Annotated in this window: 16 protein-coding genes; 5 read left to right on the top strand and 11 right to left on the bottom strand. The window is 67.4% G+C overall.

What is annotated here, in order from left to right; genetic code table 11:
* Positions 1-63: 63 nt before the first annotated feature.
* From CYL12_RS12605 to trxA, 4 genes are all read left to right on the top strand, one after another.
* On the top strand, positions 64-2,259 hold the full coding sequence (locus tag CYL12_RS12605; protein WP_199399121.1) for a DUF6049 family protein: 2,196 nt from the start codon (positions 64-66) through the stop codon (positions 2,257-2,259).
* On the top strand, positions 2,252-3,868 hold the full coding sequence (gene murJ / locus CYL12_RS12600; protein WP_101847898.1) for a murein biosynthesis integral membrane protein MurJ: 1,617 nt from the start codon (positions 2,252-2,254) through the stop codon (positions 3,866-3,868). The genes CYL12_RS12605 and murJ overlap by 8 nt, the downstream gene beginning before the upstream one ends.
* Before the next feature lie 80 nt (positions 3,869-3,948).
* Positions 3,949-4,923, top strand: a complete 975-nt coding sequence (gene trxB, locus CYL12_RS12595) for a thioredoxin-disulfide reductase (RefSeq protein ID WP_101847897.1) — start codon at positions 3,949-3,951, stop codon at positions 4,921-4,923.
* Between the two features lie 67 nt (positions 4,924-4,990).
* On the top strand, positions 4,991-5,314 hold the full coding sequence (gene trxA / locus CYL12_RS12590) for a thioredoxin (RefSeq protein WP_025102859.1): 324 nt from the start codon (positions 4,991-4,993) through the stop codon (positions 5,312-5,314).
* A gap of 72 nt (positions 5,315-5,386) precedes the next feature.
* Here trxA and CYL12_RS12585 read toward each other — a convergent pair whose 3' ends face one another.
* The 11 genes from CYL12_RS12585 to rpmH all read right to left on the bottom strand — a co-directional run bounded on the left by CYL12_RS12585 (position 5,387) and on the right by rpmH (position 14,740).
* Positions 5,387-5,911 (bottom strand): GrpB family protein, encoded by a 525-nt coding sequence (locus CYL12_RS12585; protein ID WP_101847896.1) that lies wholly within the window; start codon positions 5,909-5,911, stop codon positions 5,387-5,389.
* A 5-nt stretch (positions 5,912-5,916) separates the two neighbouring features.
* Positions 5,917-6,252: a hypothetical protein gene (locus CYL12_RS12580; RefSeq protein WP_025102860.1), complete on the bottom strand. Its 336-nt coding sequence runs from the start codon at positions 6,250-6,252 to the stop codon at positions 5,917-5,919.
* 9 nt (positions 6,253-6,261) lie between these two features.
* Positions 6,262-7,710: a sugar porter family MFS transporter gene (locus CYL12_RS12575; protein WP_199399120.1), complete on the bottom strand. Its 1,449-nt coding sequence runs from the start codon at positions 7,708-7,710 to the stop codon at positions 6,262-6,264.
* A gap of 58 nt (positions 7,711-7,768) precedes the next feature.
* Positions 7,769-8,743 carry a ParB/RepB/Spo0J family partition protein gene (locus CYL12_RS12570; RefSeq protein WP_101847894.1) on the bottom strand — a complete coding sequence of 325 codons (975 nt, stop codon included), beginning with the start codon at positions 8,741-8,743 and terminating at the stop codon, positions 7,769-7,771.
* Positions 8,743-9,615 (bottom strand): ParA family protein, encoded by an 873-nt coding sequence (locus CYL12_RS12565; protein ID WP_101848796.1) that lies wholly within the window; start codon positions 9,613-9,615, stop codon positions 8,743-8,745. Before CYL12_RS12565 ends, CYL12_RS12570 begins: the two co-directional genes overlap by 1 nt.
* A 2,048-nt stretch (positions 9,616-11,663) precedes the next feature.
* Positions 11,664-12,311: a 16S rRNA (guanine(527)-N(7))-methyltransferase RsmG gene (rsmG, locus tag CYL12_RS12555; RefSeq protein WP_233486740.1), complete on the bottom strand. Its 648-nt coding sequence runs from the start codon at positions 12,309-12,311 to the stop codon at positions 11,664-11,666.
* Between the two features lie 25 nt (positions 12,312-12,336).
* Complete coding sequence (locus tag CYL12_RS12550; protein WP_101847891.1) at positions 12,337-12,828, bottom strand: Jag family protein; 492 nt, start codon at positions 12,826-12,828, stop codon at positions 12,337-12,339.
* Entirely contained in the window at positions 12,825-13,895 is a 1,071-nt protein-coding gene (gene yidC, locus CYL12_RS12545) for a membrane protein insertase YidC (protein ID WP_101847890.1), read from the bottom strand. The genes CYL12_RS12550 and yidC overlap by 4 nt, the downstream gene beginning before the upstream one ends.
* Before the next feature lie 3 nt (positions 13,896-13,898).
* Entirely contained in the window at positions 13,899-14,249 is a 351-nt protein-coding gene (gene yidD / locus CYL12_RS12540) for a membrane protein insertion efficiency factor YidD (protein ID WP_101847889.1), read from the bottom strand.
* Complete coding sequence (gene rnpA, locus CYL12_RS12535; protein WP_101847888.1) at positions 14,246-14,596, bottom strand: ribonuclease P protein component; 351 nt, start codon at positions 14,594-14,596, stop codon at positions 14,246-14,248. The genes yidD and rnpA overlap by 4 nt, the downstream gene beginning before the upstream one ends.
* Positions 14,597-14,602: 6 nt before the next feature.
* On the bottom strand, positions 14,603-14,740 hold the full coding sequence (gene rpmH / locus CYL12_RS12530; protein WP_022879826.1) for a 50S ribosomal protein L34: 138 nt from the start codon (positions 14,738-14,740) through the stop codon (positions 14,603-14,605).
* Positions 14,741-14,965: 225 nt separating this feature from the next.
* Between rpmH and CYL12_RS12525 the strand changes: the two genes are divergently transcribed.
* Positions 14,966-15,571 (top strand): hypothetical protein, encoded by a 606-nt coding sequence (locus CYL12_RS12525; RefSeq protein ID WP_199399119.1) that lies wholly within the window; start codon positions 14,966-14,968, stop codon positions 15,569-15,571.
* The last annotated feature ends 43 nt before the right edge of the window (positions 15,572-15,614 follow it).

Genomic DNA, 15,614 nt, shown 5'->3' with positions numbered 1-15,614 from the left:
CTCCTAGAATCGCAGGGTCAGTACTCACGATCCGCCTCTCCCCGGCGTTCGAGGAAGACCTTCATGACCGCGAACACTCCCGAGACGGGCCTCCGCGCGCGTATGCGCAGGCTCGCGGCGTTCGTGGTCGCCACGGGCGTGTGCGCTCTCGGTGTCGCCGGTCCCGCGATGGCGGCCGACGAGCCTGCCGCCGACGACGACCAGCGCGTCGAACTCCATGTGTCTGCGGGTCTGCGCGGCACTGTCGCGCCCGGGACGTCGACGTCGGCGGTCGTGACGATCGACAACGAGACCGATGCTGAACTCTCCACCGGTCGAGTCCAGATCGACCTCGGGAGCACACCGCTCTCCGACGACGCCGCGGTGACCGAGTGGCTCGACGAGGGTCAGGCCGCGGGTTCCTTCATCTCGCTCGGCGACGAGACGACGAAGACGGCCGAGGCGGGGGAATCCGCCACGACGACGGTGTTCGTGCCGCAGGAGACGCTGGCTTCACTCGCCCCCGGGGTCTACCCGCTGCGCGCCGCACTGAGCGATGCCCGCACGAAGGGCGGCGAGGGTCAGCGCCCCACCGCCTGGGACACGAGCGCCACGAGCGTGCTTGTCGTCACGGCGAGTCCGACGAGCCCCGTCGGGGTCCTCGTGCCGATCACCGCCACTGCTGCCGGCGGCGCGCTGCTGAGCTCCGAGGAGCTCAGCGAGCTCACCAGCCCCGACGGTGACCTCACGGCGCAGCTCGACGGCGTGGCCGGGACGACCGCGGTGCTCGCGATAGACCCCGCGATCCTCGCTTCCATCCGCGCGCTGGGCACAGCGGCGCCGTCCTCCGCCACGGACTGGATCACGCGTCTCGACGAGCTGCCCAACGCCCGTTTCGCCCTGCAGTTCGGGGACGCGGACCTCACGGTGCAGGCGCAAGCCGGTCTCCCGGAGGCGCTGGCGCCGCTGCCGCTGTCCTCCCTCCTCGACCCCGCGGCCTTCCCGCAGCAGCGTGCCGTCACACCGACGAGCACACCGGACAAGACAGCCGATCCGTCGCCGACGCCGACCAGGGGTCCCGCCCTTCCGACGAACGACGAGCTGGTGGACATCGACGGTGCGCTCCCCGGCATCGTCTGGCCCGAGAGCGACCTCGCGCAGACCGACCTCGCCGCGTTCTCCGGCTACCTCGGCCGCAACCCGACGACCGTGGTGTCCTCCGAGACGGTCGGCGGCCGGAACGCCGCGCATGCGTCGTCCGGTGGACAGGATCTCCTCGTCACGGACGCCGCGACGTCGGCCACGCTGTCCGCCGCCGCGGCCGAAACCGCCTCGGCTCCTCGCCAGGGGCTGCTCGCGGAAGCCGCCGCGCGACTCTTCCTCGCCGGAACACGGGCGGCCGGCGCTCCCCTCCTCATCGGCCTGGAACGCGATGAGAACCGCTCCGCCGAAGCCCTTCGCGATGCGATATCGGCAGCGGACTCGATCGGTTTCGAGTTCTCCGCGGTGCGGTCCGCACCCGCCGTCCCGGTGACCGTGCCGGATACCGCCGCCGCCACCCGGGCACCCGACCTCGCGAACCTCCTCGCCGACGAGCGCTCCCTCACCGCCTTCTCCACGATCCTCAGCGATCCGCTCGTTCTTCTGAGCCCGGAGCGGATCCGGATCCTGCGCACCATCGCCGTCGGCTCGTCCGCGGAGGCCTTCACCGAGAGGGTCGCGGCCCATCGTGCGCGCACCACCGAGACGCTCGGCGCGGTCAGCATCCCCGACTCCAGCACGATCCAGCTGCTCACGGCCAACGCCGACCTCCCGATCGCGGTGCGCAACGACCTCCCGTGGCCTGTGACCGTGCGGCTGTTCGCCTCCCCCAGCGATCCGCGCCTCGAAGTGAAGCCCGTGATCGACGTCGAGGTGCAGGCGAACTCGACCACCAGGGCGAAGGTACCCGTCTCCGCCCGGGTGGGCAGCGGCGAACTCGACCTGCGTCTCGCCCTGACCAGTCCGACGGGGGTGCCGATCCAGTCGGAGCAGACCGTGCGCGTGGCGGTGCGAGCGGAGTGGGAGACCATCGGGCTCGTCATCTTCGGCGGCCTGGCGGTGCTGCTCATCGCTCTCGGAGTCATCCGCACCGTGCGTCGCAAACGCCGGGAGGCGATCGAGGAACAAGCCGTCGAGGCGGCCGTCGAGGAACTGATCGAGGAGAAGGAGGCGGAGGCCGCGGAGCAGGAGCGCCTCGACGGCTCCGATGCCCCTCCTGCGAAGGAGTCGCGTGACTAGTCTCGGGCGCGCCAGCGCCATCATCGGCGCAGGCACCATGGTGTCGCGTGTAACCGGGCTGCTGCGCAGCATCGTCCTCGTAGGCGTCCTCGGCGCCGTCGGGTCGGAGGCCGCGGACGCCTTCACGTTCGCCAACACGCTGCCCAACAGCGTGTTCTCGCTCATCTCCGTGGGCGTCCTGACGGCGGTGATCGTGCCGCAGATCGTCAAGGCGACCGCGGACGCCGACGGCGGCAATGCGTTCATCTCCAAGCTCTTCACCCTGGGCACCGTCGTTCTCGTGGCGACGACCGCCGTGGCGACGATCGCGGCGCCGTGGCTGGTCGTGCTCGTCGCCGGGCGCGCTCCTCTCGAGGCGCAAGCCCTCGCGACGGCCCTGGCGTACTGGTGCCTTCCGCAGATCCTCTTCTACGGTCTCTACGCCCTGCTGGGCGAGGCCTTGAACGCCCGCCGCATCTTCGGACCGTTCACCTGGGCACCCGTCGTCAACAACATCGTGTCGATCATCGGCTTCCTCGTCCTCGGAGCGGTGTTCGCGCCGGTCCCGACGCAGGCGGAGGAATGGACGCCGGCGATGATCGCCACGTTGGGCGGGACCGCCACGTTCGGTATCGCGCTGCAGGCCCTCGTACTGCTCGTCTTCTGGCGGCGAACCGGGCTCGCGCTGAAGCCCGACTTCCGGTGGCGCGGTGTGGGTCTCGGTGCGGTGGGCAAGCTTGCCGGCTGGACCTTCCTCATGGCCTTCGCCAGCCTCGCCGCCGGCGTCCTGCAAGGCAACATCGTCAGCGCGGCCTCGGGGTCCGGCGCGTCGGCGACGGTGACGGCGAATGCGTGGCTCATCTTCATGCTCCCGTACTCGGTCATCGTGCTGTCGATCGGCACCCCGTACTTCACCCAGATCAGCGAGCACGCCGCCGCGGGACGAGACGACGAGGTCCGAGGCGACATCTCCCGCAGCATCCGCACCCTCCTCTTCTTCATCGTCGCCGCGGTCGCCGCCGTCGCCGCAGCCGCGATCCCCGCCTCCCGCGTCTTCACGAGTTCGGCCGAGGATGCCGAGGTGGCCGCGCTGGTCCTGCTCTGCTATCTGCTCAGCCTCATCCCGCTGACCATCCTCTTCATCGTCCAGCGCACCTTCTACGCCTACGACGACACGCGCACGCCGTTCTGGTTCACGATCTTCCAGTGCGCCCTGATCGTGGCCACCGCGCTTCTCGCCGGCGCCCTCCTGCAGGCGGGTGTGATCCCGATCACCGGCCTCGCTGCCGCCGTCGCCCTCGGGCAGTCCGTCGCGAGCACCCTCCAGACGATCGTCGCGACCTGGCTGCTGCGCCGCCGCCTCGGAGGCCTCGGCATGCGCTCCTGGGCACGCGCGACGGGACGCTTCGTCGTCGCCGCCGTCCCGGCCGGTCTCGCCGGGTGGGGCGTCTTCCTGCTCTTCGGTGGGACGAACGGCTGGATGACGTCGGAGAAGCTCCAGGGGGCGCTCGGCACCGCCGTCATCGGCCTCGTCGTCGTCCTCGTCTACGTCGCGATCCTCGCGGTGTTCCGGGCACCGGAACTCAAGGCGGCGAGCGGGCTCGTCCGCCGCTTCCTGCCAGGCCGCTGACCCGGGGAATGCCCCGCGGTTACCATGGGTTGAAGCAGTCGGACGTCTTTCGACGGCACCGCCTTTCTAACGGAGATCACATGCGTCAGGTCATCATCATCGGCTCCGGCCCCGCCGGATTCACGGCTGCCATCTACGCGGCGCGCGCGAACCTCGAGCCGCTGCTCATCGCCAGCTCGGTCGAGGTCGGCGGAGAGCTCATGAACACGACCGAGGTGGAGAACTACCCCGGCTTCCCTGAGGGCATCCAGGGCCCCGAGCTCATGACGAAGTTCCAGGAGCAGGCTGAGAAGTTCGGCACCGAGGTGCTGTACGACGACGTCACGGAACTCGACGTCGCCGGCCCCGTCAAGAAGGTCACCCTCGGTTCGGGTGCCACCCACGAGGCCAAGACGATCATCTACGCGACGGGCTCGGCCTACCGCAAGCTCGGCATCGAGGGCGAGGAGCGTCTCTCCGGCTTCGGTGTCTCCTGGTGTGCCACCTGCGACGGCTTCTTCTTCCGTCAGAAGACGATCGCCGTCGTCGGCGGCGGTGACTCGGCGATGGAGGAGGCCACCTTCCTCACCCGCTTCGCGGACAAGGTCTACGTCATCCACCGCAAGGACACCCTGCGCGCCTCGAAGATCATGCAGGAGCGCGCCTTCGCGAACGAGAAGATCGAGTTCGTCTGGAACAGCGAGGTCGTGGAGATCCTCGGCGACAACGCCGTCTCCGGTGTGCAGCTGCGTTCCACCGAGGACGGCTCGCTGCGCGACCTGCCCCTCGACGGCCTCTTCATCGCCATCGGCAACGACCCGCGCACCCACCTCGTGCACGAGAAGCTCGAGCTCACGCCCGAGGGCACGATCTGGGTCGACGGTCGTTCCTCGCGGACGTCGGTTCCCGGTGTGTTCGCCGCCGGTGACGTGATCGACCCCACCTACCGTCAGGCCATCACCGCTGCCGGGACGGGCACGATCGCGGCCCTCGACGCGGAGCACTTCCTCGCCGACCTCGAGGACGCGTCCGTCGAGGTCCCCGCGGCCGAGGCCGCCGAGGTCATCACGGCCTGATCGGGCCGGGAACACTTTCCCCCCGCCCGTTGTTGCAACAGGCGAACCTCGAACAAGGAGAACTCTGATGAGTGCAAAGGCAACGAGCCAGGCGACCTGGGAGCAGGACGTGCTGCAGGCCGATGGTCCCGTGCTGGTGGACTTCTGGGCCGAGTGGTGCGGTCCGTGTCGTATGGTCGCGCCGGTGCTGGACGAGATCCAGTCCGACAACCCCGACAAGATCACGATCCTCAAGCTCAACGTGGACGAGAACCCGGAGCTGGCCATGAAGTACCAGATCACGTCGATCCCGGCGATGAAGGTCTTCCAGGGCGGAGAGGTCAAGACCACGATCATCGGCGCCAAGCCGAAGTTCGCTCTCGAGCAGGATCTCGCCGCTTTCCTCGGCTGATCCCCCACGACGTGAAAGGGCCGCACCTTCCGGTGCGGCCCTTTTCGTATGCGCCGGGCGCGCCGGCCCGGATCAGCGCTTGTCGTACACATCCACCGCGCCGAGACCGCGTGCTGCCCGTGCCCTGTCGACGATCTCCTGAATGACGGCGGTCTTTTCCGCGTTGTAGGAGGACCTCCCTTCGGCCGCAGCCCGCGCCGCTTCGTGCTTGGCGCGTTCGTATCGCTCCGCATCCGCCGGATGGGCGCATAGCCAGTCCCGCAAGAGGCGCTGTGACACGGCATCCCATTCCTCCGCGCGGAAGAAGTGCGCGATGGCGACCCGTTCTCCGGTCGACTCCGCGATCATCACCGGATGCGTGCGAACCCCGCTGCCGAGGCGCCAACCGGCCGTCTCCAGTGCGGACCGATGGGCGTCGAACTGCTCCCCGGTCTCCACGCGCACCGCGAGGTCGATGATCGGCTTCGCGCTCATCCCGGGAATCGCGGTGGAGCCGATGTGCTCGATGATCCAGTCGTCCGCAGCAGCCGTCCGGATCGACGAGGCGAACTCCTCGAACCGCTGCGGCCACGAGGGGTCGTAGGGAACGAGGAGCATCGGCGTCAGGAGGCGTCGGCGATGCGCGGGTCCCAGCGACGGTGGCGCTGCTTCTCGTCCAGAAGTCCCCACACGGCCGGTGTGAGCTCCGGATACTCGAGGGCGATCTGCCGCAGAACCCGATAGTGGCGTGCGGCGTTGGGACGCACACCGTCGTTCGCGGCGATGTTGTCCGCGCGGAGCAGGTAGACGACGAGTTCATCGACGCTGGGGAGCTCCTCCATGAACTCCCACGGGTCCTCACCGCCGAGCAGACGCTCCTGCACGAGGACGGCGAGTTCGTCCGACGCCTCGGCGCGCAGCACTTCCAGGCTGGCGCGACGGGGAACGGACTCGGTCATCCCTCCAGCCTACGCGCGTGCGCGACGGGGTCGGCGCTCCACCTTCGCATCCTCGCTCATATCCTCGAGCTCTCGGCCCTTGGTCTCCGGGACCTTGAAGAACACGAAGAAGAACGACAGGAGCGCGAAGAAGGCGTAGAAGCCGTAGGCGAACGTCAGACCGATCTCTGCGAACGCGGGGAACGTCGTCGAGATGAAGAAGTTCGCCACCCACTGCGCGGCGGCGGCGACGGCCAGGGCGCCGGCCCGGATCGAGTTCGGGAAGATCTCGCCCAGGAGGACCCACACGAGCGGTCCCCAGCTGGCGCCGAAGAACACGACGAAGCCGTTGGCGCAGATGAGCGCCACCGTGGCCCACGGATCCGGAAGCGTGGCCGTGCCCGAGGCGTCCAGCGTGCCGAACGAGAAGGCGAGCGCCATGAGGCCGAGCGTCACCGTCATGCCCACGGAGCCGACGAGCAGCATGATCCGGCGACCGATGCGGTCGACGAGCAGGATCGCGACGATCGTGACGACGATGTTCGTGACCGACGTGATCACCGAGGTGAGCAGGGCACTGGATTCGTCGAAGCCCACCGACTGCCACAGCGTCGTCGAGTAGTAGAAGATGACGTTGATGCCCACGAACTGCTGGAACACGGACAGCAGGATGCCGACCCACACGATCGGCTTGAGGCCCAGCCGGCTGCCGCGCAGGTCGCGCAGGGACTCGGAGCGTTCCGTGTCGATCGTCCCCGTGATCTCCTTGATCTTCGCGTCGGTGTCGATGGTTCCCGTGACCGTCTGGAGCACTTCCGCCGCGCGGTCCACTTCACCCTTGCGGACCAGGTACCGAGGGGATTCGGGGAGTCGGAGGGAGACCAGGCCGTAGACGAGCGCGGGGATGGCCGCGACCATGAACATCCAGCGCCAAGCGGTCAGGCCCCACAGCGGCTGATCGGCCTCGCCAGCGATGCCCGCAAGGAGGGCGTCCGAAAGCAGCGCGGCGAAGATGCCGAGGACGATCGCGAGCTGCTGCAGCGAACCGAGGCGTCCGCGGATCGCTGCCGGCGATACCTCGGCGATGTAGGCGGGCGCGATCACCGAGGCGGCACCGACGCCGAGACCGCCGATGACGCGCCAGATGATGAGGTCGACCACGCTGAACGCGAGTCCGGAACCGATCGCAGAAGCGAAGAACATCGCTGCGGCCACGACCATCACGGGGATGCGGCCGAACTTGTTCGATACCGGGCCGGCGAACCACGCGCCGATCGCGCAACCGATGAGGGCGGAGGAGACAGCGAAGCCCTTGAGGCCGGTGCCGAGGTCGAAGCCGGAGACGTTTCCGGCGAGAGCGTCGACGGCACCGTTGATCACGGCGGTGTCGAAGCCGAAGAGGAATCCGCCCAGAGCCGCCGCGATACTGACGGCGATCACCCGACGCTTGATACTCGCTGGATCAGCTGTTCTGGACATGACATCCCCTCGCATCGTGAAGATCACGAGTCTATGTCACCGCCGCGGCGGGGCGGGGTCACCGCGCGGAGCCGTACCCCTCTTCGCCGAGCTCCTCGAGGATCCGGTTCAGATCCTGGATTGATGCGAAATCAATCGTGACCTGGCCTTTCCGAGCACCCAGTGCGATGCGGACCCGGGTGTTGAGGCGGTCGCCGAGCTTCCCGGCCACCTCGTCGAGGTACGCACGGCGGGCGCCCGGGGTGGGTTTCGCTGCCTTCCCTGCAGAGGGCTGCGACTTGGCGGCCTCCTCCGTGGCGCGGACGGAGAGGTCTTCGTTCACGACCTTGTCCGCCAGGCGCTGCATCGCCTCCGGCGAGTCGACGCTGAGGATCGCGCGGGCGTGGCCCGCGGTGAGCACCCCCGCTGCCACTCGCTGCTGCACCGGCACCGGGAGCTTGAGCAGGCGGATGGTGTTGCTGATCTGGGGGCGGGAACGGCCGATCCGCGCCGCGAGCTCCTCCTGCGTGATGCCGAAGTCATCGAGGAGCTGCTGGTACGCCGATGCCTCTTCCAGCGGGTTGAGCTCGGAGCGGTGCAGGTTCTCCAGCAGCGCGTCCCGCAGCAGGTCTTCGTCGGCGGTGTCGCGGACGATGGCCGGAATCGACTCGAGCCCGGCCTCTCGGGCGGCACGGGTACGCCGCTCCCCCATGATCAGTTCGTACTCGCCCTCGGCGTTCTTGCGGACGACGACGGGCTGCAGCACGCCGAACTCCCGGACGCTGTGCACGAGCTCCGCGAGGTCCTCGGGGTTGAAGTGCGTGCGCGGCTGACGCGGGTTGGGGACGATCGCCTGCGGGTCGACCTGGATGAGGTGAATTCCGGGAACGGCCTCCAGCTCGGCCTCAGCAGTCGTTTCCGTGTCCGCCGAGGGGGCTTCGGCCGCCGGAGCGATCTTGGCTCCGGGGAAGAACACGTCGACAGGACGTTCTGCCTGATCTGCCGTGGGGATCAGGGCGCCGATTCCTCGGCCGAGTCCGGTGCGCTTCGCCATCATTTCTCCTTGCTCTGCGTCTCTCGTGACGCGATCTCGACGGCGGCCTCACGGTACGCGATCGCTCCGGCGGACTGACCGTCGTAAGCGATGACCGTCTGGCCGAAACTGGGGGCTTCCGACACGCGCACCGACCGCGGAATCACGGTGTCCAGCACCTGCGACGGGAAGTGGGAACGGACTTCCTCTGCCACCTGTTGCGCGAGGCGCGTGCGGCCGTCGAACATCGTGAGGAGGATCGTCGACAGGTGCAGGCCTGGGTTGAGGTGCTTCTGGATCATCTGGATACTGCCGAGCAGCTGGCTCAGGCCTTCCAATGCGTAATACTCGCACTGGATGGGGATGAAGACCTCGTTCGCGGCGGTGAACGCGTTGATCGTCAGGAGGCCCAAAGACGGAGGACAGTCGATGATGACGAAGTCGACGGGATTCTCGGAGAGATAGTCCTCCAGAGCCCGCCGCAGACGATGCTCCCGGGCGACCTGCGCCACGAGTTCGATCTCAGCGCCGGCGAGATGGATCGCGCTCGGCGCGCAGAAGAGGTTCGGGCTCTCCGGGCTGGGCTGCACGATCTCGGCGAGAGGGAACTCATCGATGAGGACGTCGTACACGCTCGGAGTGTCAGCGTTGTGCGGGACGCCGAGCGCGGTGGAAGCATTCCCCTGCGGATCCAGGTCGATGACGAGAACCTTCGCACCCAGGCCCGCCAGCGCGGATGCGATGTTCACGGCACTCGTGGTCTTCCCCACGCCGCCCTTCTGATTCGACACCGTGAGGATGCGGGTCTCTCCGCTGAATTCGACGGACACCGCTTCCAGCGCGCGGCGTCGAACGGAGAGATCCGCGATTTCTCGCGCGAGGGGGGTATCCATCCCGAACGATTCGTTGGACGATGCCTTCTCGGACTGTTTCACGTGAAACACCCACTCCTTTCGGGGCCGCGTTCCACTCTAATCGCAGGGGCGGACGTCGGATTACAGGCGCGACCGCGCGGCAGAGATGCTCGCCGTCCGCGCACGTCCGCAGACATGCGGACGGTATGCTCCGGTCGATTCCGTTTCACGTGAAACGGGGCTTACGCCACGGCCGGCGGAAGGCGGACTTCGTCGCCCGCTGCTTCGCGCCACGTGATGCCGGCGGAGCGCGAAGAGACGCCCCCGCGTTCGTACACCGGCGTTCCCAGGCGAGTCCGATACCTCAGTCATGATCCGGGATCCGACCTCTCGAGCACTGCGTCTTCGCAAGTCGCCATCGCGCGCCCTCGAAGCATCGGCCTGCGCAGTCCGGTGTCCCTCGACTCCGCCGCGCGGTTCGACCCGACGTTCCTCATGGCCTGCCCCTGTTCGCACGCCTTGACCTCCCCGCCCCCCATGGGCACCCTCCCCCAGCTCTGGACGCCGGATGTCCCTCTCTCTACTCCTCAGGGCGTCAGGTTGCCTGCCGCCACCCGCGTCGGAGCCACGAGGTAGAACACAGCACCGGGGTGCATGGGGAAATTGACCCCGGTCCGGCGCTTCCCTTCTTCCTTTGCGACGGCAGGTCCCCCCCCCCGCCCCGCGAACCCGCTGCCCGATCACGCACCGTTTCACGTGAAACACGCCCCGTCCTGCGGTGCATTCTTCCGGTTCACGATTCCGGGTGCGCGCAAGAGGATGTGTTCCCCATAGAGAGGGAACAGCGGGGGAACTCCCGGCGTGCCTGCGCCGACCGGGTGACCTTCTTGCCTACCGACGGCCCGCGGGCGACGTCGACACCCGCAGGGGCGCACAGGATCCGGCGCGACGACCCAGCCGACGGCGTTGAACGCGGTCCCGTCGATAGAAGCTCATGGAGAGCGTATAGCGCCCAGGGCAGGGGAAAGCGACCCCCTGCCAGACATCGCGCTCACCGTGACCACCCACGCACCCACGCGCGATCGGTCCTCCCAGCGCAGCGACAGGCCCCCCGACACTGTCAAGGCCGGCCAGAGGAGCCGCATCCGTTTCACGTGAAACAGTCGATCACTGTACTCCTGACATATGGAGACGCCTCTTCCCGTCCCCATTGGACCACGTCCAGAAGGCGGAGAGACGGTCAGCGCTCGACGGAGACCGCGCTCGATGCACACCGAATGACCTTTCACGTGAAACGGTGCTCTTTGATGTGAACGGCTCGGCCGTGCCCCCCATCCGGGTCTTCACTCAGTGCAGACTCTGCGCTCCGCCGCTGAGAAGACAGACCCTCCGATCGTTGACTCGTCAGCGCCGACCAACACCGGTGTCGGGCTGAAAGGTATCCGACGAGGAGAGCTGGCAATGACCTCCCAGCAGCACAACCATCCGGAACTCCGGGGCGCCCGGAGACCGCGCTCACGCTCCCGGGAGGTCTCGACGGTCACCCCACGCACCTTCCGTGGAGTGTCGGAGGCCTTGTGAGCGCGCCCGTCGCCTGCTTCCCCGATGCGAGGGACGGTTCTGACGGCGTCTATCGGCTCCCCCGACTCCGAGGCGGGCCCGCTAAGACGTGGCACTCCTCTCCGACCGCCCCGGTGAGATTGCTCCCGCGATGGATGGACTCCTCCGCCGCACCAACGAGCCCGGCACTCGTGGGGCCGCCCGACGGACGTCCGTCATCGATCCGGGACCATCGCAGCCGGAACAGGCGTGATGTCCCCGACTCGACTTTGTCGGGTCGAGAATGGCGCCCTGCCACGCCGCATCGACATTTCGCCACCGTTTCACGTGAAACATCAGCCACCTCGCGCTCACCCCCATACGTGCCACGCAAGAGGGTATCGGCTCAATCGCTGAGACGGTGGCCCCCGCCGAGGAGAGCACGGAAGTTTGCACCCACACCCAAGCCGGTACCCGTCGCCAGCACAGGTGTAGGCGCACCACCGCCCCGCCCGAGCGGCGGTGTTTCACGTGAAACGGCGAGGTCCTCAGCGCACCCGGGCGCGGACGACCCGAGTCGTCTCGGGGAGCAGTCCCTCACCCAGAACCTCGACGCGAACGTCGGAGAGCTTGAACTTCGCAATCTGCTTCCGCGCCGCCTCGATCTCGTTGGCGGCGTTCATCCCCTTCAGGAGGGCAAGCTCACCGCCGTCGCGGACCAGCGGAGCCGTCAGTGGAATCAAAGTACGTAATGCGCTCACCGCGCGGGCCGTGACGACGTCGAAGGCACCCTTCGCACGGACGTCCTCCGCGCGCGCACGGAGAATGGTGACGTTCGAGAGCCCGAGGTCGTTCACCTGCTCCGTCAACCAGTTGATCCGACGCTCCATCGGCTCCACCAGCGTCCATGACACATCGGGGCGCGCGATGGCGAGCACCAGACCGGGCAGTCCGGCACCAGACCCGATGTCCGCCACGGAACCGTGGAAGAGTGGGGCGGCGATCGCGCTGTTCAGGATGTGACGGGTCCACAAGCGGGGCAGTTCGAGCGGCCCGATCAGACCCCGCTCCTCCCCCTCACGCGCGAGGGAGTCCGTGAACCGCCGAGCGATCTCCACGCGGTCTCCGAACAGCTCGGCAGCGACAGTCGGCTCCTGCTCGACGATCTTCTCGCCGGAATCGCTCGTCTCGGACACCCGCCAGTACTCGACTTCCGCGGGGTCAGTGACGACGCAGGACCGTGTGGCGGTCCGCGCCCTCGCCGTACGACTCGGAGACGAGCCCACGCTCCGCAGCGATGTCATGCACCAGCTTGCGCTCGTAGCTCGACATCGCCGGCAGCGACGCCTGGGAAGAGCCTTCGTCAAGCTTCGCGGCTGCCGCCTCGACCAGGACCACGAGCTGACGGCGTCGTGCGTCGCGAGACCCTCCGATGTCGAGGATGAGGCGCGAGAAGGAGCCGGTCTTGTTCTGCACCGCCAGGCGGGTCAGCTCCTGCAGCGCCTGGACGGTGTCGGGAGCGGAGAGCAGCGCGAGAGAGTCCCCCTCGGCTTCGACCGACACGTACGCGCGGCCCTGACGGACGTCGAGGTTCAGGTCACCGTCGATGTCGGCGATATCCAGCAGCTCCTCGAGGTAGTCCGCGGCGACATCGCCCTCGTTCTCGAGCTGGGCCACGGTGGGCTCGATGCTCTCGGTCGCGACCTCACTCATGACGCGTTCCCCTTCTTCTTCGCACGCTTCTTGCCGACGGGCTGCTGCCGCTTCGGCGCCTCGGCCTTGGCCTTCTCGGCCTCCTCCAGCAGACGCTGCTGCTCAGCCTCGTACACCGACATCGGGACGACCTTGCCCGAGGAATCGATGGCCTTGCCCTTACGCGCCAGTCGCTCCTCACGTGCCTTCGCCGCTTCGGAACCCGGGGTGGGCATCTCGCGAATGACGAGGAACTGCTGGCCCATGGTCCACAGGTTCGAGATGAACCAGTAGATGACGACACCGAGCGGGAAGAACACGCCCGAGAAGATGAAGCCCAGCGGGAGCACGTAGAGCATGATCTTCTGCATCTGGTACGCCTGGCCGGTCTTGGCCTCCGGCGACAGGTTCTTCGAGATGATCTGCAGCTGGGTGATGAACTGCGACGCGATCATCAGGACGACGAGGGTGACCAGGATGATGATCGCCGTGACGTTCTGCGCGTCGATGGCATTGCCCAGCGTCTCGTGCAGTGACGCGACGCCGAAGAGCTTCGCGTCGTAGAACTCCTTCGTGAGCTCCGGGCTCAGCAGGCCGACGCCACCCACGTTGTCGCGCGCATGCTTGCTGACGTCGCTCAGCACGCTGTAAAGCGAGAAGAAGATCGGCATCTGCACGAGCAGGGGCAGACAGCTCGACATCGGCGTCGTGCCGTGCTTCTTGTACAGCGCCATCGTCTCGCGGCTCATCGCCTCACGAGAGAGCTGATCCTTCTTACCGCGGTACTTCTCCTGGACTTTGCGCAGTTCAGGAGCGATTTCCATCATCTTCCGCTGGCTCTTGATCTGCTTCACGAACAGCGGGATGAGCGCTGCCCGGACCACGATCACGAGGCCGACGATCGAGAGGACCCAGGTGATGCCGGACGCCGCCGGGAGACCGACGGCCGTCAGCAGCCAGTGCCAGGCGACGAGGATGAGCTCGACGACCCACTTCAGCGGCCACAGGATCGTGCCGAGCAGATCGAATCCGCCGGATGCCGGTTCCGGGCTGGGGGTGGCACTGGCGAACAGAAGGTCAAGACCCACCGATCAGTCCTTTCGGGAGGGGACGACGAAACCGTGTGCGGTCAGGTCGTAGCGGAAGTGTCGATGCGGTGTGACGTCGTCGACGCCTCCGCGAGACCAGGGATTGCAGCGGAGGATGCGCCACGCCGAGAGCAGAGCCCCCCGCACGGCGCCGTGCTGCTGCACCGCACCTACAGCGTAGGCGGAACAGGAGGGGTAGTACGCACACACATCCCCGTACATCGGCGAGATGACCTTGCGGTATCCCGCGAGGAACGCGAGCACGGCATTGCGCGGGATCAGCGGGATGCTGCGAAGCACATCCCGGCCGTGCAGCTCCCCCGTGCCCACTGACGACGCCGGCAGCGCCGTCATGATGCGGCCTCGATCGGCGCGAGCCGCCCCAGGCAGCGGTGCACATCGCTGCGCAGTTCTGCATAGGACGCCGTCGCAGACGCAGGAAGGGCACGGATGACGACATCCGTGCCCTGAGGGACGCCCGGGAGCGCCTCCGCACAGACGGCTTTGAGTCGCCGACGCACGGTGTTGCGCACCACGGCGGTGCCCACCTGCTTGCTGATGATGAAACCGAACCGCGCTGCTCTGCTCTCACCCGTCGACAACATCGAGGTGAGAACGCGCGCCCCGCCACAACGCGATCCGCGTCGAACGACCAGTCGGTAGTCGCTCCCGCGGGTCAATCGGAACGGGCGGGCGAGCACAGCTGCTTACGCGGAGAGCTCGGTACGGCCCTTCGCGCGGCGTGCCGACAGAATGGCACGGCCGGCGCGGGTGCGCATACGGGCACGGAAGCCGTGCTTCTTGGCGCGACGACGGTTGTTGGGCTGGAAGGTGCGCTTGCTCATGAGATCACTCCGGGAATGCTGCCACCGGATTCACTTCGACCGGAGACATGGGGAACTGCCGTACAGGCATAAGTCAACCGATTAAGGGTACGTCTTGGCGGCGCACAGGGCAAATCTGCCTGTCGCGGTTGTCCGCCGCTCCGCGAACGAGAGCGCGATACGGCCGTCGATATGCTATTCGCACCATCGATGCAGCGGGAACTGTTCTCCTACCGAGAGGCCGCGATGACCCATCAGCAGATCCGTTCCGGTTCCGGCATCGCCGACGACGGCGGACGGTCGCGAGCTCTCGCGAACGCCGCGATCGCCGCGGGCGTCGTCTCGCTGATTCTCCTGACCGCCATACTCATTCCGTATCACCCACTTCAGAACCCCCGGCTGATCCCCGTCTTCCTCCTCGGCGCGGCAGCCGCGATCGGCGGGATCGTCCTGGGGCGTCGGGCGCGACGTTCCCCCTCAGATCAGCGCCGCTCGGCGCGCATCGGACTCGGTGTGGCCATCGCCTCGCTCGGCCTCGACCTCGTCCTGCTGATCGTCTTCCTGAGCGGACTCTGGTCGCCGCCGCTGAACAAGGTGTTCCTCGAAGGAACAGGACCGCAGTCCGGGGTGACCGCGACATTCAGCGGTGATACCGAGACCAGGACCCTCCCCTGGCCTGCCGTGGGAAACGCGCAGTACACCACCTCGAAGTCGTCGACGTGGATCATGATCACGGCTCCGAACGACAGCGAGGATCAGACCGTCGGCTGCAAGATCTTCTGGAACGACGAGCTGGTCGTCGAGAAGACCTCCGATTCCGGCACGGTCAGCTGCGAGTACGACGCGGAATGAGGGCTTCGGGCTCCTCTCCGCACAGGAACTATCCACAGCCCCG

This window comes from Zhihengliuella sp. ISTPL4 (assembly GCF_002848265.1).
GTDB lineage: Bacteria > Actinomycetota > Actinomycetes > Actinomycetales > Microbacteriaceae > Microbacterium.
This window is presented reverse-complemented; position numbering and strand designations above follow the sequence as displayed.